Consider the following 19,095-nt stretch of genomic DNA (forward strand, 5'->3'; position numbering starts at 1 on the left):
TGCCACCGGACGCGGCGGCGACCTCCGCACGTTCGCGCGCGGGCAGCGCCCGGACGCCCCGACGCCGTCCGGCATCCTCCACCCGGGGCGGACCGCCGCAGGGCTCACCCGCCGGTTCCGTCGGCTCGGCCGGTCGGGTCGACTCTGTTCCCTCCGGCGGAATGCGTCGGCCCGGTGCCGTGCGCAGGTCGGGGAGGGTGGGTCCCACGCGGGCGACGGGGCCGCCGGCGCTCCATGCCCCGGTTCCGGCGATGAGCCGGGACGCCGCCGGCAGGGACCCGGCCATGGCAGTCCGGGACCGCGTTTCCCGGCCGGGTGACGGAACGGTCCGTATTCGCGCGCTCGACGGGCTGCGAGGACTGGCCGTCGCTGCGGTGCTCGCCCATCACGGCGGCATCCCCTGGGCCCGCGGCGGCTTCCTGGGCGTCGATGCGTTTTTCGTTCTCAGCGGTTACCTCATCACCACCTTGCTGCTGGGGGAGTGGACCCGCACGGGAGGGGTCCGGCTCGCCGCCTTCTGGGCGCGCCGCGGCCGTCGCCTCCTCCCCGCCCTGCTGCTGATGCTCCTGGCGGTGTGCCTGGTCGGCCCCCATCTTCAGATGCCGTCGACGGACCTCGGGGCTCTGCGCGGTGATGTGCTCGCCGCCCTGATGTACGTGGCGAACTGGCGGATGATCTTCCGGGGCACGGACTACTTCACGCAGACGGCCACCCCCTCGCTGGTGCAGCACACCTGGTCGCTGGGGATCGAGGAGCAGTTCTACATCATCTGGCCGCTGCTCGTCATCGCGGTGATGCGGGTGTCCCGCGCACGCCGGTGCCGCACTCCCGCGATGCTCCTGCTGATCAGCGTGTCCGGTGTCGCGGCGTCGTCGGTTCTGTGCTGGGCCCTGTTCACGGGCCCAGCCGACGTCGGGAGGGTCTACTTCGGCAGCGACACACGGGCTCTCGCGCTTCTGATCGGCTGCGCCGTGGCGGTGGTACTGGCACGTTCCACCGGGTACGGGCTTCGGCACCGGTCTCTCCTTGCCGGCGCGGCGGCGTCCGGTGCGATCATTCTCGTCTGCCTGTGGTCGCACTTCGACGGCACGGAGGCCCTGCTGTACCCGGGCGGTCTGCTGGCGGGTTCTCTGGCGACGGCAGCGGTGTTGGTTCACGTGGTCACGGTGACCGGCTCGATCACCGCGCGGATCTTGTCGCTGGGCCCGCTGGTGCTGCTCGGCCGCACCTCGTACGGGGTGTACCTGTGGCATTGGCCGCTGTTCGTGTGGCTCGACGCCGAGCGAACGGGAACGCTCAGCGCTCTTCCGTCGGGGCCACGGCTCGGTCCGTCCACGGTCGCGGTGCCGGACGGCACCGCCACCGCGCCGCCGCGGGACGACCACTCAACCGGCCCTGTCACGTCCCGCCCCACCGGCCGTCATCACCGGCCGGGCACGCCCGTCTCGACTGTGGTCATGGGTGACTCCATCGCGTGGACCCTGCTCCACTACCTGCCGCCGACCCCGGGTGTTGCCGTCCATGACGTCACCCGGCAGGGATGCGGCCTCGCCCTGGGCAGCCCGTACCGCTACTTCGGCACCCTCCACTCGGTGTCCCGGCGGTGCGAGCGATGGCCGGCCGACCTGCGCCAGGCGGTCGACCACTACGACCCGGACATCGTGGTGCTCTTCTTCGGGCGCTGGGAGACCATGGACCGCGAGCAGGACGGACGCTGGAGGCACATCGGTGACAAGGTGTTCGACGCGTATCTGCGGGCGCAGCTTGATCGGGCCGTCGGCACGGCGGCGGCACACGGCGCCCTCGTACGGCTGGCTACGGAGCCCTATAACCGTCGAGGGGAACGGCCGGACGGCGGTGTGTGGCCCGAAGACCGTCCCGAGCGCGTCGACCGGTGGAACCGGATGCTCCGCCAGGTCGCCGCACAGAGGGGCCCCGGCGTCAGGATCCTGGATCTGGGCCGTCGCCTCTGTCCCGACGGCGTCTTCACCTGGCAGGTCGACGGCATTCGAGTGCGCAGCGACGGCGTCCATCTGACACCGGAAGGAGTGCGCTGGCTGCAACCGTGGCTGACTTCGCAGCTAAGAAACGCGGCCCGCTGAAGCCGGACCGCGGCGCTGGTTACCGGCGGCTGCCGCTCGGCGACCGACGCCTCGACGCGGCCCAGAGCGCACTGTCGAGTACCTGCTGGCGACGCGGCTGGAGCGCCTGCGTCGCATTACGTTCGGCGTGCAATCTCCTTGAACGGGTCGTCGTGGCTGACGCGCGGCTGTCCACGCCGGTGGTGAACCGGACATGGTCTCGGCCCAGGGGGTGGCCTCGCCGCTCAGCAGAGGATCTTCGGCTCACACCGATGCCCGGGGGGTGGCTTACGCTGACTGACGCCTGCCAGCATGATGCGGGCAGGTCACCGGCGTGGGGGGAAGAGCACTCAGCGCGCGGAATCGTGAAGATGCGAATGCGGCAGCGGGAGGATGGTCGGTTTGAGCAGGTCCGAGGGGGGCACCGCCGAGGTAGCGGAGGGGCTTGTCCGGCTGTGGGAGTGCATCGACCGCCGTGTCGCGCCTGCTGTTCCGCCCGCTCAGTTCCGCGTGCTGAGGGTGGTGGGCACCGCGGGTGTCGTGACGTCCACGAAGATCGCTGAGGCGACCGGCGCGATGCCGTCGTCGATCAGCCGGCTGATCGGCCGGCTGCAGGGTGCTGGCCTGCTGGTGAAAGAGGAGAACTGCAGCAACCGTCGGGAAACCTTGATCAGGCTGACCGCTGACGGGCAGGAGCTGTTGCGTGAGGTGGAGGAGCAGCGTCTGGATGAGCTTCGCCTGTTGCTGAAGCCGCTGAGTCTGCGCGGTCGGCAGGCTTTGCTGCGGGGCCTGATCTCGTTCAACCAGTCGCCCCTCTGGGACTGAGCAGGCGGGGGCGCGGTTCGGCGGATGAGGGCTGCTTCCGCGTGGCGATCGTTAAGATTTGACAATCGTTGTTCCGGGGTCAGAATGGCATCGGAAAACGGGGCGGACACTTGCGTCCTCGTGATCAAGCAAGGCGTGGCCGTGGCCCGCCTTCGAGACGAGGAGCAGGAGATGGCTGAGATGGCCTCAGGCCCCGCGCGCGGTGCGCGCGGGAGGGGGGTCATCGGGCGACGGTGGTGGCAGCCGCGAGAGCGGTCAGGCCGTCGAGCAGTGCAGCGCGGTCGTGGCTGGGCAGGGCTTCGATGATCGGTGTCAGGGCTTGGCGGCGCTCGCTTCGCAGTCTCTCCAGGTAGGTGCGTCCGGAGCCGGTGAGCTGCACCTGGACCTCCCGCCTGTTGTGCGGGTTGGGGACGCGCTCGAGGAAGCCGGCCGCCTCGATGCGGTCGCAGAGCTGGCTGACGGCCGCAGAGGTGATCGACAGTGTCCGCGCGAGAGTGCGTAGGTTCGTGCCGTCGTGGTCTTCGAGCGTGTACAGCACGCGCAACTGCGAGGGCGACAGGGGCGCGATGTTCACCTCGGGCGTGTTCGCCCACCTCTCCTCCATCAGGTCAAGAGCATGGCCGGCAGCCTCGGCGGCTTGCGTGGGCAGGGCGGAATGGCGGGTCACGTGCTCACTGTGTCATCCCGCGGTCGGCCTGTCTGCCATGGACCGCCCTGACGCTGGGGTCCTGCACGAGTCATCCGCGTGTTCATGTGCGTTTCCTCCAGCCGTACCGTGCGGCTGGCGATCTCTGAAGGCGGTCCACCGAAGGTGAAAACTCTCCTCGCCCTGGAGCGGGCTCTGCAAAGAGCGGCCCCGCACCAGTTGCTGGACACAGTGCGTGACCTGCTGGCCCGGCACTGGGACGCGACGCTGGTGGAGCTGTTGCTGGCGGACTACGGGATGACCGTGTTGCAGCCGGTGACGATCCCGCCCTACACCGGGAAGCCGATCTCCGCGTTCACCGGGGAGCTGGGGCGCCTGTTCGGCTCGCAGGACTCCACGGTCCGCGAAGTCGCGCCGGGGCGGGTGGAGGCGCTGGTGCCGGTGACGGTGCGCGGTGACCGGCTGGGCGTTCTGCGCGTGACGCTGCCGGCCGAGGCGTGCGATGTGGAGCAGTTGGAGGTGGTCGCGGGCGTCCTGGGGCGGGAGCTGGTGCTGTCCGAGCGGGATACCGACCTGTATTTGCAGGCGCGCCGTACCCGGCGGCTGACGCTGGCGGCCGAATTGCAGTGGCAACTGCTGCCGGCCCGGGCCTATGCGCGTCCCGAGTACGAGCTGGGCGCCCAGCTTGAACCGGCCTACAACATCCACGGGGACAACTTCGACTGGTGTGCCGAGGCCGACTACCTGACGCTCACGGTGACCAACGGCATGGGTGAGGGCATCGATGCCGCTCTGCTGACGAATCTGGCGGTCAACGCCCTGCGCAACGCGCGCCGGGGCGGCACCGCGCTGGCAGGGCAGGCCGCGCTCACGGACCAGGCCATCTACGCCCACTATCGAGGGCGTATGCACGTCTCCACGCTGCTGCTGCGCTTTGAGCTCTCCACCGGGCGGGTGGAGGTGGTGGACGCCGGTTCCCCCCAGGCCTGGCTGCTGCGCGACGGCACGGTCTCGCTGGTGCCCTTCGATGCCCAGTTGCCCTTGGGCATGGTGGACGAGACGCCCTACGACGTCCAGCACATGGACGTGGTGCGCGGGGACCGGCTGCTGTTCGTCAGCGACGGCATCTACGACGCCGCTTCGGCGGAGGGTGAGAAGTACGGCGAACGCGCCCTGGCGAGAGCCCTGACCGACACCCGGCTGCTGCCCGCAGCCCAGGTCCCCGCCGCGGTGCTGCGCGCGCTCGAGGACTGGAGAGGCACTCCGGCGCCGGCCGATGACGCGATGGTGGTGTGCCTGGACTGGCAGGGCGCGGAAGCGGAGTGAGGGCGGACCCCCGTTGCAACCATTAAGGTGCGACAAGTATTCTCGGCGCGGAGCCGCCAGCAGGGTGGCGAAGTGGAGGGGATCGTGGTGGGGCCCATCAACGCCGTCGGCCGGGCGGCCGACGGCGTGCAGGACCACATCCCGCCTCCCCCCGCGCCCCGTGAAGAGGCCTTGGCGCACATTCTGCTGGTCGAGGACGATGACGGGGACGCCCTGCTGGTGGAGGAGCTGCTCCACGACGCCTACCCGGCTACCGAGCTGCGAAGGGCACGCACCCTGGCGGGGGTTAAAGCCATGCTGGACGACGCGCAGTCCCCGCAGTGCGTCCTGCTGGATCTGCATCTTCCCGATGCGCGGGGTCTGGATCTGCTGCGCGAGGTCCTTCGTGCGTCACCGCGCGCGGCCGTGGTGGTGCTCACCGGGCTCGCCGAAGAGGGCATGGGCCTGTCCGCGGTAGCGGCCGGCGCCCAGGACTACCTCGTCAAGGGACTCATCGAGCCCTCCGCTCTGGGCCGGGCGATCCGCTATGCCGTCCTGCGCCGCCAGAGCGAGCAGGCCGCGGTCGCCATACAGGCCAGCCGACTGCGCGCCGAGGAGAACGCCCGCCTGGAACGCGGGCTGCTGCCCTCCCCTCTGCTGCGATCCGACACGGTCCGCATCGTCACCCGTTACGAGTCCGAACGCGCCGACGCCCTCCTGGGCGGTGACTTCTTCGACGCCGTCGAATCGGCGGACGGCAGCGTGCACGCGCTGATCGGCGATGTCTCGGGGCACGGGCCCGACGAGGCCGCGCTCGGCGTCTGCCTGCGGGTGGCCTGGCGCTCCTTCACCATGGCCGGCGCACGGGGCGACGACCTCATGCACCTGATGGAGGAGATCCTGTGCGCCGAGCGCTCCTCGGCCGAGATCTTCGCCACCCTCACGACGCTGACGTTCAGCCCGGACCGGGACACGGCGGTCATGGTGCGGGCGGGCCACCCGCCCGCTCTCCTCATCACCGGCGCGGACCGGGTGCAATTGCTGCAGACTCCCGTAGGCCCGGCCCTGGGCCTGCTGCCCCCGGGGTTGTCCCGCTGGCCGCAGACCGGCATTTCCCTGCCTGACGCCGGAGCCCTCCTTCTGTTCACCGACGGGCTGTTCGAGGGCCGCACAGGACCGGCGGGACAGCGCCTGGGCGAGGAAGGCCTGCTTGAGATCGCCCAGCACCACGCGCACCTGCCGGCCGAGCGACTTCTGGACACCCTGATCACCCGCACGCAGGCACTGTCGGCCGCCTACGGCGGGCACTTCGACGACCGCGCCGTCGTACACCTGGAATGGAACACGTAAGTGAGTACCACCGGCCCGCCTGTCGCCCCGCCGGCCAACGCCTCTGCCGGCACGCCCGAGGGCGTGACGCCGGCCGGCCGCCTGACGGTTCAGGGCTGGGTCCACCTGGCCCTGGCACTGATGGGAGCGATTCTGCTCTTGGCCGCGGTCGTCGGCTCGCGTCAGCTTTCACGGACCGCCGAGGTCGCCGACCGGCTCATCAGCCAAGTCCAGCCCGCCCGAGCAGAGGCCTTCCGCATCCAGACGGCGCTGGTGGACCAGGAATCCGGAGTGCGCGGCTACACGATCACCGGCGACCGGCGATTCCTCAAGCCGTACACCGACGGCCTCGCGTCCGAGAAGGCACACGCCCGCACCATGAGCGGCCTGCTCGCGCATGACGGGCGGCTGGAGAAGGATCTGCGCACCCTGCGTCGGGCGGCGGACGACTGGCGTCGCCGTTACGCGACACCGCTGATCACCGGGGCGAACGCGGGACCCGCACGCGCCGGCGAACGGGCGGACATGGAGCAGGGACGCCGGGCTTTCGACCACCTGCGCACCCTGTTCACCCAGCAGAACGCGCACCTCGAACAGGCCGGAGAGCGGACCGAAGCACAGTTGCAGCAAACCCGTTCTGTCCGCAACTGGTCATTTGTCGCCATGCTCACCGCCCTGCTGCTCACCGGAGCAGCTCTGGCGGTCATGCTCCACTTCTTCGTCGTCCGGCCACTGCGCCACCTGCGCGCCGACGCCCGGCGGGTCGCTGACGGTGACTTCGGCCACCGCATCTCCGCCCGCGGCCCCAGCGACCTGCGCTCCGTGGCCTGGGACGTGGAGGACATGCGCCTGCGCATCGTGAACGAACTCGCAGCCTCCCGCTCCCAGCAGCAACGCCTGACCCAGCAGGCACAAGACCTGGACACCCAGGCGACCGAGCTGCGGCGCTCCAACGCCGAACTCGAGCAGTTCGCCTACGTCGCCTCCCACGACCTGCAAGAGCCCCTGCGTAAGGTGGCCTCCTTCTGCCAGCTCCTGGACAAACGCTACGGCGAGCAGCTCGACGGCCGCGGCAAGCAGTACATCGACTTCGCCGTCGACGGCGCCAAGCGCATGCAGGTACTGATCAATGATCTGCTGACCTTCTCGCGGGTCGGCCGGCTCAACGACGCCCGTGAACCCGTCGACCTCGACACCGTCCTGGACAAGGCCCTGGCCAACCTCACCGCGGCCGTGGACGAAGCGGACGCGCTCATCGAGCGCCCCGAGCGGCTGCCGCACGTCACCGGTGATCCCACCCTGCTGACCATGCTGTGGCAAAACCTGATCGGCAACGCCGTCAAATTCCGCACCCCCGACCGCGCCGTCGCCGTACACATCACCGTCGCCCGCGACGCCGAAGACAACGCATGGCGTTTCTGCGTCACTGACAACGGCATCGGCATTCCCGAGGAATTCGCCGACAAAGTCTTCGTCATCTTCCAGCGCCTGCACGGACGCGACGCCTACACCGGTACCGGCATAGGCCTCGCCCTGTGCAAAAAGATCATCGAGCACCACGGTGGCCGCATCTGGATCGACACCGCCCACAGCGACGGGGCCCGGCTCTGCTTCACGCTGCCCGGACAACCCCAACCCCCCCCCCGCCCCACGACGAACAGCCGGCAGACCGTGAAGGAGTCCCAGCGTGAGCACCCCGCCCGTCCAGCCCATCGAGGTCCTCCTGGTCGAAGACGACCCCGGCGATGAGCTCATGACCCGTGAGGCCTTCGAAGACAACAGGATCGGCAACACCCTGCACGTCGCCCGCGACGGCCAGGAAGCCCTCGACTTCCTCTACCGCCAGGGCGAGCACACCAGCGCCCCGCGCCCCGACCTGATCCTGCTGGACCTCAACCTGCCCAGATACGACGGCCGGCAAGTCCTCGAACGCATCAAGTCCGATCCCGACCTCGCCCACATCCCCGTCGTCGTCCTGACCACATCCTCAGCCGAGGAGGACATTCTGCGCAGCTACCGCCTCCACGCCAACGCCTACGTCACCAAGCCCGTCGACCTCGACCAGTTCGTCTCCGCCATCCGGCAGATCGACGAATTCTTCGTGACCGTCGTCCGCCTCCCCCGCACCTGACCGAGACATCTCGCGCCTGCGTGTGAGAGCAGCGACGCAGCCTCAGCGGACGGCCACGACGCCGAGATGAAGCTCCCGTCCCATCCCGCCCCACCAGCCAGTCAGTCCGAATCAACCCCCCACACACCCACAAGGGGAACGTAAGAATGAGCCACCCGGTCGACGTGGAAATTGACCTGAACCGTGATGTGTTCCTGCGGACGCTGGTGCGCGAGCTGGCGACGTCGCTGGAATCGGTGATCGGTCTGGAGGAGGCGTCCGGCTACATCAGTCTGGTGGGCCAGGCGGTGGGCAGCCAGATCGACGATATGTACCTCAAGGCGCTCGGTACCGACACGCTGTCCCGGGAGCAGGTCGCGGAGGCGCTGGTGGACCTCAAGCGGCGCATCAAGGGTGACTTCTACGTCATCGAACAGGATGACACGAAGATCGTTCTGGGCAACCGTGCCTGTCCGTTCGCGGAGAAGGTCCTGGGCCGTGAGTCGATGTGCATGATGACCTCGAACGTCTTCGGGACCATCGCCGCCCGCAATCTCGGCTACGCCAGCGTCGAACTGCACGAGACCATCGCCCGCGGCGACGCCGGCTGCCGCGTCGTCGTGAACCTGGTGCCCGGCGCCGGACCGGCCACCCGACGTGAGTACTTCGGCGACGCAGAGCTACCCTCCGGCGGCCCGGCCAACGGTACGGTACCTGCGTGAACACCGGCCTGTTCGAGGCCATCACCCATACCCTGCCCCACCCCGTCATCCTGTGCGCGGGGGACGGCACGATCCTGGCAGCCAACCCCGCCGCCACCGCCTCGATTCCTCAACTGTGCGCGGGCGCGAGCCTGTACGCCCTGATCCAGGATGACGCCGGCGTCCTGCGCACGCACCTGGGCAACTGGCTGCGCAGCGGCAGCCCGCTGCCGGGAGCGCTCGTCCTCAAGGACAGCGACGGCAGCCCGGTGCGTTTTCGCTGCCGCGGTGTGCGTGCCACCTGGTGGCAGGGTCCCGGGACGGTGGTGCAACTGAGCCTGCGCCGTCTCGACCAGTCCGACCGGTTCGCTGTCCTCAGCCAGCAGGTCAGCGCGCTCAACCGGGAAATCGCCATCCGGCGCACCGCGGAAACACAGCGTGAGGAACTGCTGCTCGCCGAGCAGGCCGCCCGCGCCCGTCTGCAACGCCTGTATCGGCTGACCGCGGCGCTGGCATCAGCCGCGACGCTCGCCCAGGTCGCCGAGGCCGTGGCGACCACCGCCGCACGGGTCCTCGACGTCGACCATGTGACCTTGCATCTGCACTCCCAGCGCCTGGTGCCCCCGCTGGAACCCGGTGAGGAACTGCGAGCCCTCACCGACATCACCTGGAACGACCTCGACCAGCCTGAAGACAGCACCGCCCCTGCCGCCACGGGGACGGCACTGATCACGCTGGAAGCCGACAGCGTCGTCCTGGGCGCCCTGGCCGTGCGTCCGGGAGCGGCCGGAATGCCCGAAGCCGAGCATCTGGCCGCGGTGGCCATGCAGATCGCCCAGGCAGTGCACCGCGCCGGGCTGTACGAGCACGAACACCGTGTCGCCGAACGCCTCCAGCTCAGCCTCCTGCCCCGACTGCCGGACATCGCCGGTCTGGAGGTGGCCACCTGCTATGCGCCCGGCAGCGACATGGTCATGGTCGGCGGCGACTGGTACGACCTCTACGACCTCGACGAGGACCACATCGGTCTGTCGATCGGTGACGTCGCCGGCCACGGCCTGCCCCAGGCAGCCGTCATGGCCCAGATCATCGCCGCCCTGCGCGGGATCGTCCTGCGCTGCGGCACCCACCCGGAAGCGGTACTCCGCGAGCTCAACGAGTACCTGCACCTCTACCACCGCAGCCAGATGGCGACCGCCGCCTACCTGCTCTACCACCGGCCCACCCGCACCCTGACCTACGTCAAGGCCGGACATCCCCCGCCGCTCGTGGTACACCCCGACGGCTCCAGCCGCTACCTCGACGGCCCCATCTCCCCGCCCGTGGGACCCGTCCCCGGCGCCCGCTACCGCCAGAGCGAAACCAGCCTGGCCGAGGGCGAGGCCGTCCTGCTCTACACCGACGGCCTGATCGAACGCCGCAGGGAACCCCTGGACACCGGTCTTGAGCGCCTTACCGAGACAGCCCGCCGGGGCGCCGGCCTGAACGTGCACCGCCTGTGCGAGCTGTTCCTCGACCACCAGCCAGGCGCCGACTACACGGACGACCGCGCCCTGCTCCTCATCCGACCGGACTCGCCTCCGCCCATCCCGTGAAATACGCAGCGGCCTCCGACACATCTCACGGGTCGCTCAGGCCCCTGTTTTTCGGGCGCGGGCCGTCCGCGCGCGCAGGGCGCGATCGGGCGTGCGCGCCCTGCGCGGGGGCCGCCTGCGGGGAGGGTGCCTGTTGAGTCGGCACGGAGTGTGATGCCGGTGTTGCCACCGGTCCGTTGCTCCGTGCCGCTCGCCGAACCCGGCGTGCCCGTTCCCCGCGTACCGGGTGGGGGGCCGCAGGCCGGGGTGGGCTGGTGTCAGGTGGTCGGGCTGCCCGCGACCCACTCGCTCCACGACATGTTCCAGTCGCTGAGGCCGTTGTCCGGGGCCAACGTGGTCTTGTCCTCGGAGTTCTTGAGGATCACGAGGTCACCGATCATCGAGTGGTCGAAGAACCACGCGGCGGGCTGCCTGCCGTCGCCGCCGCCCCTGACGTCCTTCAGGCCTACGCAGCCGTGGCTGGTGTTGACCTTGCCGAAGACCGAGTCGGTACCCCAGTAGTTGCCGTGGATGAACGTGCCCGAGTCGGTAAGGCGCATGGCGTGCGGTACGGCCTTGATGTCGTACGAGGGCTTGCCGTCCTTCTCCGTGAGGCCGACGCTCGCACCGTTCATATGGATCTGCCTGAACTTCTCGGAGATCACCATCTGACCGTTGTACGTCGGGTGTTCGGGGCTGCCTGACGAGATCGGGATGGTCTTGATCGTCTTGCCGTCCCGGACGACGGTCATCTGCTTCGTCTTCGCGTCCACGGTGCTGATCTGGCTCCGGCCGATCCTGAACGTGACCGTCTTCCGGATGCCGTGGCGGTTGAGCGTGACGGTGACGGTGGAGCCGGGCTTCCAGTAGCTCTCGGGGCGGAAGTCCAAGCGGTGGTCGTTGAACCAGTGACCGACGACCCGCTGGCCGCTGCTGGACCTGACCTGGATCTCCGCCTCCACGGCGGCCTTGTCGCTGATCGCCTTGCCGAAGTCGACCGTCACCGGCATGCCCACGCCGACGGTCGAGCCGTCCTCGGGGGAGACGTGCCCTATGAAGTCGTTGGCCGGGGAGACCGTGGTGATCGTGGCGTTACCGGTGGCGGAGCGGCCCTTGGCGTCCTCGGCCTCTGCGGCGATCTGATACTTGGTGGCACGCCCCAGCCGGCCGTGCGGCTTCCAGGAGGTGCCGTCCGCGGACAGAGTGCCCGGGATCTCGGCACCGGTCGCGACGGCGGTCATGGTCACCTTGGTGAGGTTGCCGTTGCTGACGGTGACACCGACCGGGCCGTTGATCCCGACGTTGTGGGCACCTTGCCCGGGCGTGATCTCTATGCGGGCGTCCGAGGCTTCCTGGGCGCCCGCCTGATTCACCCGCGCCTGCGTCTTCGGGGGGGTCCCGGCATCGTTGCCGCTGGTGGCAGCGTTGCTTGTACCGCCGAGGGCCGTGACCGCGAGTACGCCGCCGAGTACGCCGGCCGTGGCCACCAGCCCGGTGCGTCGTTTGTAGAGCGTGATCAAAGGCTTCTCCATGCCACTGGTCTTTGCATCGCTGCGCTGATCGCCGAAGGAGTGCAACCAGCATGAAACCACTTATAGGCACGCCTCTGTCCAGATTTGAGCAAATTGTGGTGAAGGCCACGCATTGTCGAGCGCGTCGCCGAGGTCGCGGATCTGGAGCTGGGCCTGGGAGCCGATGGGGAGGGCGCTGCCAGGGCAGGGGGCGGCTTCCCGACAGTTGACATACCGGACAGCGAGCCCGACGGGTCTGCGCCGGCGACACCGCGGCTTCCGCGCTCCCGCGGCACCGACTCACGCAGCGTGGCCCGGTTGATGCCCAGGTCGGCGGCGATGCTCTTGTACGTCGCCCCGGGCGCGGACTCGTACAGAGCCACGGCATCGGCCTTCCTGCGGTACCGGCGGGGGTGAGTGGTCCACGGCGGCAGTCAGGATGTGTTCAGGTGCCCGGTGGCACCCTCGGGCCCCATGACCTATGAAACGTCTGCGAACCAGGTGGTACCCGAGGCCGGCCAGGCGGCCCCTTCGCGGCACCGGCTGCGCTGGAACAAGGTGCCCGAGGTCACCGTCTACTTCTGGTTGATCAAGGTGCTGTGCACGACGGTCGGCGAGACCGCGGCAGACCTGCTGAACGAGAAGGCCGGTCTGGGACTGACCGGTGTGTCGGTGCTGATGAGCGCGTTGCTGGCCGTGGTGCTGGTGGTGCAGTTCCGCACGCTCGCCTACCGGGCGGGCGTGTACTGGCTCGCCGTGGCGCTGATCAGCGTAGTGGGCACGCTGATCAGCGACAACCTCACCGACAACATGGGTGTGCCGCTGGAGACCAGTACGACCGTCTTCGCGATCCTCCTCGCGGTCGTCTTCGTGATCTGGTACCGGCGCGAGCGGACGCTGTCCATCCATCACATCGACACCCGCAGCCGCGAGTCCTTCTACTGGCTGGCGGTCCTGTTCACGTTCGCCCTGGGCACCGCCGCCGGTGACCTGGTCTCCGAGCGTATGAACCTCGGATACTGGTTGTCCGCCGTCCTGTTCGTGGCGGCCATCGCCGCGGTCGCCATCGCGCACTCCGCGCTGGGCCTGGACGCGGTGTGGAGTTTCTGGATCGCCTACATCCTCACCCGGCCTCTCGGCGCCTCGATCGGTGACTACCTCTCCCAGCCCACCGGTGACGGCGGCATCGGCCTGGGCACCGTCGTGACCAGCGTCCTGTTCCTTGCGGTCATCCTCGGCCTGGTCGTCTACCTCTCCGTCACCCGAAAGGATGTCAACGAACCGGAGCAAGCAAGCGTGCACACAGCCTGAGCTTCGGGAACAGTGACGTTCAGGAACCGTTCAGGCCATCTCTGTCAGGGTGGACGGTCCCGGCCGCACCTGACGGCCGGCTCATTCCACAGGGCGCTCGTCACCGTTTCGGGGCGAGCGCTCCGCCGTTCAACCGGATAGGAGCAGTTCCTTTGGAGAAGCAGGAGGTCCTCACCGACCTCGACGTGGCGAGCACGTCGAGTACGACCAAGTCGGTGATGAAGAAGCTGCCCGAGGTCACCCTGGCATTCTGGATCATGAAGGTCGCCGCGACGACCCTGGGCGAGACGGCGGGCGACCTCTTCGCGCAGACACTGAAGCTCGGCTACTTCCTCACCACGATCGCGTTGTTCCTGATCTTCGTGGTGACACTGGTGGTCCAACTGCGGTCGAGCCGCTACAACCCGTTCTTCTACTGGACGGTCATCCTCTCGACCAGCATGGCCGGCACCACGATGTCCGACTTCATGAACCGCGACGCCAGCGCCAAGTTCCTCTCGAACGGGGCCAAGTCGCTCGGCTGGGGTCCGCAGGGGCTCGGCCTGGGCTATCCGACCGGCGCGGCGATCCTGATCTCGATCCTCCTGGCGATCTTCCTGGCCTGGAAGCTGAGCGGGATGACGTTCCAGATCCGCGACATCGTCACCTTCAGGGGCGAAGCCCTGTTCTGGTCGGCGATCCTGGTCTCCAACACCCTCGGCACGTCGATGGGCGACTTTCTGTCCGACAGCTCCGGCCTCGGCTACCTGGGCGGCGCCCTCCTCGTGACCGGGGTGCTCGCCGTGCTCGTGGCGCTGATGAAGGTGCCCGCGGTGCCGAACGTGCTGCTGTTCTGGATCGCCTTCGTCCTCACCCGCCCGCTCGGCGCCACCGCTGGTGACTTTCTCACCAAGCCGGCCGCGAAGGGCGGCCTGGATCTCGGTACGGCGGGCTCGTCCGCCGTCCTGCTCGCCGTCCTGTTCGGCCTGATGGCCTACGCGCAGGTACAGGAGCGCCGGACCGCAGTGCCCACGTCGTAAGGAGCGGTACTCCTACGGGCGTGCTCGTCGGTGTCCTGCGACGGCGCGGGCCGGATGTCGCGCGAGCGGCAACCCGTGGCCCGCGCCGTCGTGCCGTTCCCCGATGCGTCAAAGAGGTTCGTGTACGCCGGGTCGGACGGCTTGACGGACCGGCGACACCGCGGGCCGCGCTCGCTGCGCTCACCTGACGTAGGCGATCCGGCTCACCCACTGGGACAGCGTGAGCGAGGCGGCCACGGCTCCGCGGGCAGAACCCCGCCCCCGGTGCTGGTGGCGTGGGCAGTGGCGGGACCCGGCCATGCCGGGCACGTACGACGGCCGCTGCCGGCCGGTGTCGCGCGCCAGGGCGTCGCGGAGAGAGGTCAGGTGCGCGGCCACGGCCGCCAGACAGTCGTGCTCGTCGCGGCAGGTGGAACAGGTCGCCAGATGGGCGCCGACGGCGCTCGCGTCGGCGGGCTCCAGGACATTGAGTGCGTGTCCCGCCAGCAGGTCGCAGATCGTGCGGCATTTCTGGGAGGGAGCGAGCATGGCGGGGTTTCCCTTCGTGCAGGGTGTGAATCGCGCGGTCGGCGCCACGAGACTCAGGAGTGAGCGTGGACCGAGGACGCCGAGAATGTTCGACGGCCGAGCGCGGCCAACGGCAACGGAGCCGGTGTACGGCTGGTGCACTCGTACGGAAGCTCCATTCATGACCTCACCATCGCCCAGGGACGGCCGTTCGCGCGTCGTCCCCGTGCAGCGATTCCCGGGTACCACGGCCGCGGTACGCGGCAGGCCGGGCTACGTCCGGGCCGGAGCATGCTCCCAGCCGTGCCGACGGTCACCCGGACGCTGACGGGCGAGTCACTGCCGCCCCCAGGCTGACCAGCCCGGATTGGTAGGCGATGACCACAAGCTGGGCCCGGTCCCGGGCGGCCAGCTTGGTCATCGCCCTGTTGACGTGAGTCTTGGCGGTCAGTGGGCTGACGAACAGGCGGGTGGCGATCTCGTCGTTCGACAGTCCCAGCGCGACAAGCCCCACGACGTCGCGTTCCCGTCGCGTCAGGCATTCCAGCCGCTCGTGCACCGCTGCCGAGCACGGTTCCGGCTGCGACAGAAACCGCCTGATCAGCCCTTGGGTCGCAGCGGGGGACAGCAGCGCGTCCCCTGCGGCGACGGTGCGGACAGCGTTGAGCAGCTCCTCGGGCAGGGCCCCTTTGCCGAGGAAGCCGCTCGCGCCCGACCGCAGTGCTTCTGCGACGTATTCGTCGTCCTCGAAGGTGGTCAGGATGAGGACCTTCACCTCCGTGAGGTCCTCGGCCTCGCCGATCAGCCGCGTGGCGACGAGGCCGTCCATCTCGGGCATGCGGATGTCCATCAGGATCACGTCAGGGTGCTGTGTCCTCGCCAGCTCCACTGCCTCGCGGCCGTTGGACGCCTCGCCCACGGTCTTCATGTCGTCGGCGGAATCGAACAGCATCCGGAAGGTGCCCCGCAGCAGGGCCTGGTCGTCGGCGAGCAGTACGCGGATCGTCATGCCGGTCTCTCCTCGGCGGTCCGCCCGAGCGGTACTCCCGTTGCCGGACTCGGCCGCAGCGGCAGTTCGGCGGTGACGGTGAAGCCCCCGTCGGGGCGCGCCGCCGCCTCCAGGTTCCCCCCGACGCTCGCCGCACGCTCGCGCATCCCGATCAGCCCGTGTCCGGTCCCGGGGCGGGGCTCGGGCGGCCGTCGTGCGCGCCCGTCGTCCTCGACGGTGATCGTCAGCCATTGAGGCCGGTAGTGCAGGTAGAGGCGGGCGTGATCGGCCCCGGCGTGCTTGCGCACATTCGTCAGGGCCTCCTGCACGATGCGGTACGCGGTCACGTCCACCGCCGGTGCCAGCGGCTCGGCCATGCCATGCCGCGTGTGCCTGACCGACAGGCCGGCACGCTCGAAGGACGCCAGCAGCGCCGGCACCTGCGCCAGGCCCGGCATCGGATCCCGCGGCGCCTCCATGTCACCGGACTGCCGCAGGAGGCTCACGGTCACCCGCAGTTCGTCCAGCGCGGACCGGCTGGTGTCCCGGATACCCTCCAGAGCGGTGACAAGCTGCTCCGGCCGCCGCTCCACCAGATGGACGGCGACACCTGCCTGCGCGTTGATCAAGGCGATGTGGTGTGCGACGACGTCGTGCAGCTCGCGTGCGATCCGGACCCGCTCGGCCGCCACTCGCTGCCGTGCCTCTTGTTCACGGGTCCGCTCCGCGTGCTCCGCCCGTTCCTCCACGGCCGCCACGTACGCGCGGCGCGAGCGCACCCCGTCCCCCACGGCGGCGGGCAGAGCCGTCCAGGCCAGCATCGCCGCATTGTCCGGGGCCAGCCACGAGCCAGGGGTGAACACGATGGCCGCCCCCACCAGCAGGGCAGCCGAGGCGGAAGCAACGGTCCAGGTGGTTCGCCGGTCGGTCCGGGCGGCCACGGTGTAGACGGACACCATGACCGGGCTCGTGACCAGCGGGGCTCTCCCGAACCCCCAGTACCTGGAAAGCGGCCCCGCAGGCGACCGCGGTGACCAGTACGCCGAACGGGTGGCGACGACGCCACAGCAACGCGGAGCAGCCGACCGCCGCCAGCACCACGGCAGGCCAACGGAACGAGATCCGGAGCTCGTGCGGGATGACGGAGGCGGCCACGACCGACATCACGAAGAGCACAACCGGCCCCAGCACGTCCATCGTGCCGCCCCCCGGCTCCCGCTCCCCGCCGCCGACCGTCGATCACTGCCATGCCACCACCGTAGGGGCGATGTCCGAGTGCTGCCGGATGGTCATTGCCGGCCATCGCCCGACCACCACCTTGGCCGAGGAGCCCGGTGGACCATGGGAAGTGGGCCCCGAACGCCGGGACCGTCCTGGCGCCCTGCTGACGGCGCCCACCGTGGCTCCCGGCAGGCGCCGCTCGCGTTGCCGACCGGGCACCGGTGGGACCGGGTGCCGGGGGTGACCCTGCTCGGTGATGCCGCCCATCTTTCGGCTCCGAACGGCGAAGGCGCCAACCTGGCCACGCTCGACGGCGCTGAACTGGGCAAGGCCCGCGCCGTGCAAGCAGCAGCGGGGCGCCGCCTCGCTCAAACCCTTTCCGGTCTTCTTGAGGCGTCTCCAGCGGATCAGGCTGCAAGCCGACGAGAGGAATGGGGTCGCGGAGTTCGATACGTCGTTCCCAGCGGAGCGCGAGGTGTTCGAACTCGTGGAGCAGGGCGAAGGCAGTCGTACGCCTTGTCGCCCGGGAGGCACTCCGGCCGCCCTCGGGGCCGGCCGGGTCGTCCGGCGACGGGCGGGATGCCGTCGAAGACCTCGAACCGAACTTCTGTGCCGTCTTCGACCTCGTTCGCTACCGGGAGTGACCATCCGGAAGGTGCCTGGGGTCGTCCGTGCGCCGCGACGGCGCCGACGGCATCCCGCGCAGCAGCGGAAGGCACCCCAGGAGCAGCAGGCCCGCCGCGGCCCAGGCTGCTCCGGGACCGACGTGTCCGGCCAGGACGCCTCCCAGCGCGGCGCCGACGGGCATGGTCCCCCAGGCGGCGAGGCGGTATCCGCTGGTGACACGGCCCAGCATGTCCGGTGGGGCGAGCCGTTGCCGGAGCGAGACCGTGCAGACGTTCCACAGCACCACGGCGGCACTGTTCCCGGCCAGCATCAGCGCGACAAGCGGCCACCAGGGCACCACCGCGACGACCAGGTAGGTGAGCGCGGACACGGTCACCGACACCACCAGGCTCCGAGGGGTGCCCAGCCGGTGCGCCGTCCGAGCCGCCGTCCTGGCGCCGGCCAGGCTGCCGAGGGCCGCCGCCACCAGCGGCGCAGGACCCGGTCGCCGCCGAGCAGCCGCAGGCCGGCCCAGGTGCCGCGCAGCAGAGCCGCGACGCCATGCTCCGTCCGCTCACCGGGAGCGCCCAGAGGCAAGCCCCTGAGCAGGAGCGCCGATCCGAGGAACGTCACCGCGTCCACCGCGAACGGCCACGGCTGTCCGACCGCCCACAGTGCCGCCCCGAGCGGAGGGCCGATGAAGCCGGTCCCCGTGATCTGCGCCCCGATGATCCGGGCGTTCGTCCGCTCCAGTTGCCGGTCCGCGGCCAGCCGCGGTACGACCGCCTGGGCCGCGCTGTCGAAGAACACCTCGGCGATGCCACAGAGGAAGGCCAGCAGCACCAGCAATGTGACAGGCACCCACCCGACGGCCGTGGCCGCGGCCAGCACCGCCAGCAGGGCGCAGCGTGCCAGCTCCGCGCCCACCATGGACCGGCGCGCCGCCATGCGGTCGACGAGGGTGCCGATGAGCGGTGCCGGCAGCCAGGCCGCCCGCCCTGCGGCGGCGACCACGGACACCCAGAACACGTCGTGTGTGACGGCCGCCGCCAGCAGGGGCAGCGCCGCCAACCGTGCGCCGTCCCCGACCGAACCGAGCGCGTTGGCGGTGACCAATCGGCTGAGTGGCGCCGCACGAAGAGGACCCGGACGGAAGGCAGGTCGCGAGCCGAATGTCATGAAGCCGGTGTCTTCCTTGTCGGCGGACCAGGGAAGGCGCGGCGGTTGCCGGTCCTTCCCCGCGCCGCGCCGCGCCAGGCCTCGGTACCCGGCACCGAACCAACTGCGCCTGCTCCAGGGCGACTTTGCGAACTCTTTCCCGACTCGTCGATCCGTCGTCCGTGGTAGCCCGCAAAGTGGTT

At 69.7% G+C, this 19,095-nt stretch carries 17 protein-coding genes and 2 pseudogenes; 11 read left to right on the plus strand and 8 right to left on the minus strand.

Going from position 1 to position 19,095, the window contains the following annotated elements; translation table 11 throughout:
* The first annotated feature begins 284 nt into the window (after positions 1 to 284).
* Together D9753_RS31860 and D9753_RS31865 are read left to right on the plus strand one after the other, a co-directional pair.
* Positions 285 to 2,102 carry an acyltransferase family protein gene (locus tag D9753_RS31860; RefSeq protein ID WP_205614316.1) on the plus strand — a complete coding sequence of 606 codons (1,818 nt, stop codon included), beginning with the start codon at positions 285 to 287 and terminating at the stop codon, positions 2,100 to 2,102.
* A 381-nt stretch (positions 2,103 to 2,483) separates the two neighbouring features.
* Complete coding sequence (locus D9753_RS31865) at positions 2,484 to 2,906, plus strand: MarR family winged helix-turn-helix transcriptional regulator (protein ID WP_163010847.1); 423 nt, start codon at positions 2,484 to 2,486, stop codon at positions 2,904 to 2,906.
* A 220-nt stretch (positions 2,907 to 3,126) separates the two neighbouring features.
* Here the strand turns inward: D9753_RS31865 and D9753_RS31870 are convergent, their stop codons facing one another.
* Positions 3,127 to 3,573 (minus strand): MarR family winged helix-turn-helix transcriptional regulator, encoded by a 447-nt coding sequence (locus D9753_RS31870; RefSeq protein WP_240468339.1) that lies wholly within the window; start codon positions 3,571 to 3,573, stop codon positions 3,127 to 3,129.
* Between the two features lie 144 nt (positions 3,574 to 3,717).
* On the opposite strand from D9753_RS31870, the gene D9753_RS31875 reads away from it, so the two are divergent.
* The 6 genes from D9753_RS31875 (at position 3,718) to D9753_RS31900 (ending at position 10,592) form a co-directional block, all read left to right on the plus strand.
* On the plus strand, positions 3,718 to 4,878 hold the full coding sequence (locus tag D9753_RS31875; protein WP_240468340.1) for a PP2C family protein-serine/threonine phosphatase: 1,161 nt from the start codon (positions 3,718 to 3,720) through the stop codon (positions 4,876 to 4,878).
* Positions 4,879 to 4,962: 84 nt separating this feature from the next.
* A complete protein-coding gene (locus D9753_RS31880) occupies positions 4,963 to 6,207 on the plus strand; it encodes a PP2C family protein-serine/threonine phosphatase (RefSeq protein WP_240468341.1) in 1,245 nt (414 codons plus the stop codon).
* Between the two features lie 120 nt (positions 6,208 to 6,327).
* A complete protein-coding gene (locus D9753_RS31885; protein ID WP_121791402.1) occupies positions 6,328 to 7,935 on the plus strand; it encodes a sensor histidine kinase in 1,608 nt (535 codons plus the stop codon).
* A complete protein-coding gene (locus D9753_RS31890) occupies positions 7,874 to 8,317 on the plus strand; it encodes a response regulator (RefSeq protein ID WP_121790141.1) in 444 nt (147 codons plus the stop codon). Before D9753_RS31885 ends, D9753_RS31890 begins: the two co-directional genes overlap by 62 nt.
* Before the next feature lie 146 nt (positions 8,318 to 8,463).
* Complete coding sequence (locus D9753_RS31895; protein ID WP_205614317.1) at positions 8,464 to 9,018, plus strand: methanogen output domain 1-containing protein; 555 nt, start codon at positions 8,464 to 8,466, stop codon at positions 9,016 to 9,018.
* Complete coding sequence (locus D9753_RS31900; protein WP_121790142.1) at positions 9,015 to 10,592, plus strand: PP2C family protein-serine/threonine phosphatase; 1,578 nt, start codon at positions 9,015 to 9,017, stop codon at positions 10,590 to 10,592. The genes D9753_RS31895 and D9753_RS31900 overlap by 4 nt, the downstream gene beginning before the upstream one ends.
* A gap of 257 nt (positions 10,593 to 10,849) precedes the next feature.
* On the opposite strand, the gene D9753_RS31905 is transcribed toward D9753_RS31900, so the two are convergent.
* On the minus strand, positions 10,850 to 12,103 hold the full coding sequence (locus D9753_RS31905; RefSeq protein ID WP_205614318.1) for a L,D-transpeptidase: 1,254 nt from the start codon (positions 12,101 to 12,103) through the stop codon (positions 10,850 to 10,852).
* Between the two features lie 453 nt (positions 12,104 to 12,556).
* On the opposite strand from D9753_RS31905, the gene D9753_RS31910 reads away from it, so the two are divergent.
* Positions 12,557 to 13,393 carry a COG4705 family protein gene (locus D9753_RS31910; RefSeq protein ID WP_121790144.1) on the plus strand — a complete coding sequence of 279 codons (837 nt, stop codon included), beginning with the start codon at positions 12,557 to 12,559 and terminating at the stop codon, positions 13,391 to 13,393.
* Positions 13,394 to 13,545: 152 nt separating this feature from the next.
* Positions 13,546 to 14,412, plus strand: coding sequence for a COG4705 family protein (locus D9753_RS31915; protein ID WP_121790145.1), 867 nt, complete (start codon positions 13,546 to 13,548; stop codon positions 14,410 to 14,412).
* A 180-nt stretch (positions 14,413 to 14,592) separates the two neighbouring features.
* Here D9753_RS31915 and D9753_RS31920 read toward each other — a convergent pair whose 3' ends face one another.
* From D9753_RS31920 to D9753_RS39730, 4 genes and pseudogenes are all read right to left on the minus strand, one after another.
* On the minus strand, positions 14,593 to 14,940 hold the full coding sequence (locus tag D9753_RS31920; protein ID WP_121790146.1) for an anti-sigma factor family protein: 348 nt from the start codon (positions 14,938 to 14,940) through the stop codon (positions 14,593 to 14,595).
* 292 nt (positions 14,941 to 15,232) lie between these two features.
* Entirely contained in the window at positions 15,233 to 15,928 is a 696-nt protein-coding gene (locus D9753_RS31925; RefSeq protein ID WP_121790147.1) for a response regulator transcription factor, read from the minus strand.
* Positions 15,925 to 16,866: a sensor histidine kinase gene (locus D9753_RS31930; RefSeq protein ID WP_240468342.1), complete on the minus strand. Its 942-nt coding sequence runs from the start codon at positions 16,864 to 16,866 to the stop codon at positions 15,925 to 15,927. The genes D9753_RS31925 and D9753_RS31930 overlap by 4 nt, the downstream gene beginning before the upstream one ends.
* 88 nt (positions 16,867 to 16,954) lie before the next feature.
* A pseudogene (locus tag D9753_RS39730) lies at positions 16,955 to 17,104 on the minus strand (sensor histidine kinase); the annotation flags it as partial.
* A 225-nt stretch (positions 17,105 to 17,329) separates the two neighbouring features.
* Between D9753_RS39730 and D9753_RS38335 the strand changes: the two are divergent.
* A pseudogene (locus tag D9753_RS38335) lies at positions 17,330 to 17,467 on the plus strand (FAD-dependent monooxygenase); the annotation flags it as partial.
* A 292-nt stretch (positions 17,468 to 17,759) separates the two neighbouring features.
* Here the strand turns inward: D9753_RS38335 and D9753_RS31940 are convergent.
* Positions 17,760 to 18,221: an MFS transporter gene (locus D9753_RS31940; protein ID WP_163010848.1), complete on the minus strand. Its 462-nt coding sequence runs from the start codon at positions 18,219 to 18,221 to the stop codon at positions 17,760 to 17,762.
* Complete coding sequence (locus tag D9753_RS31945; protein ID WP_163010849.1) at positions 18,128 to 18,850, minus strand: MFS transporter; 723 nt, start codon at positions 18,848 to 18,850, stop codon at positions 18,128 to 18,130. The genes D9753_RS31940 and D9753_RS31945 overlap by 94 nt, the downstream gene beginning before the upstream one ends.
* Positions 18,851 to 19,095: the final 245 nt, after the last annotated feature.

Origin of the sequence: Streptomyces dangxiongensis (genome assembly GCF_003675325.1) — a bacterium.
GTDB classification, from domain to species: domain Bacteria; phylum Actinomycetota; class Actinomycetes; order Streptomycetales; family Streptomycetaceae; genus Streptomyces; species Streptomyces dangxiongensis.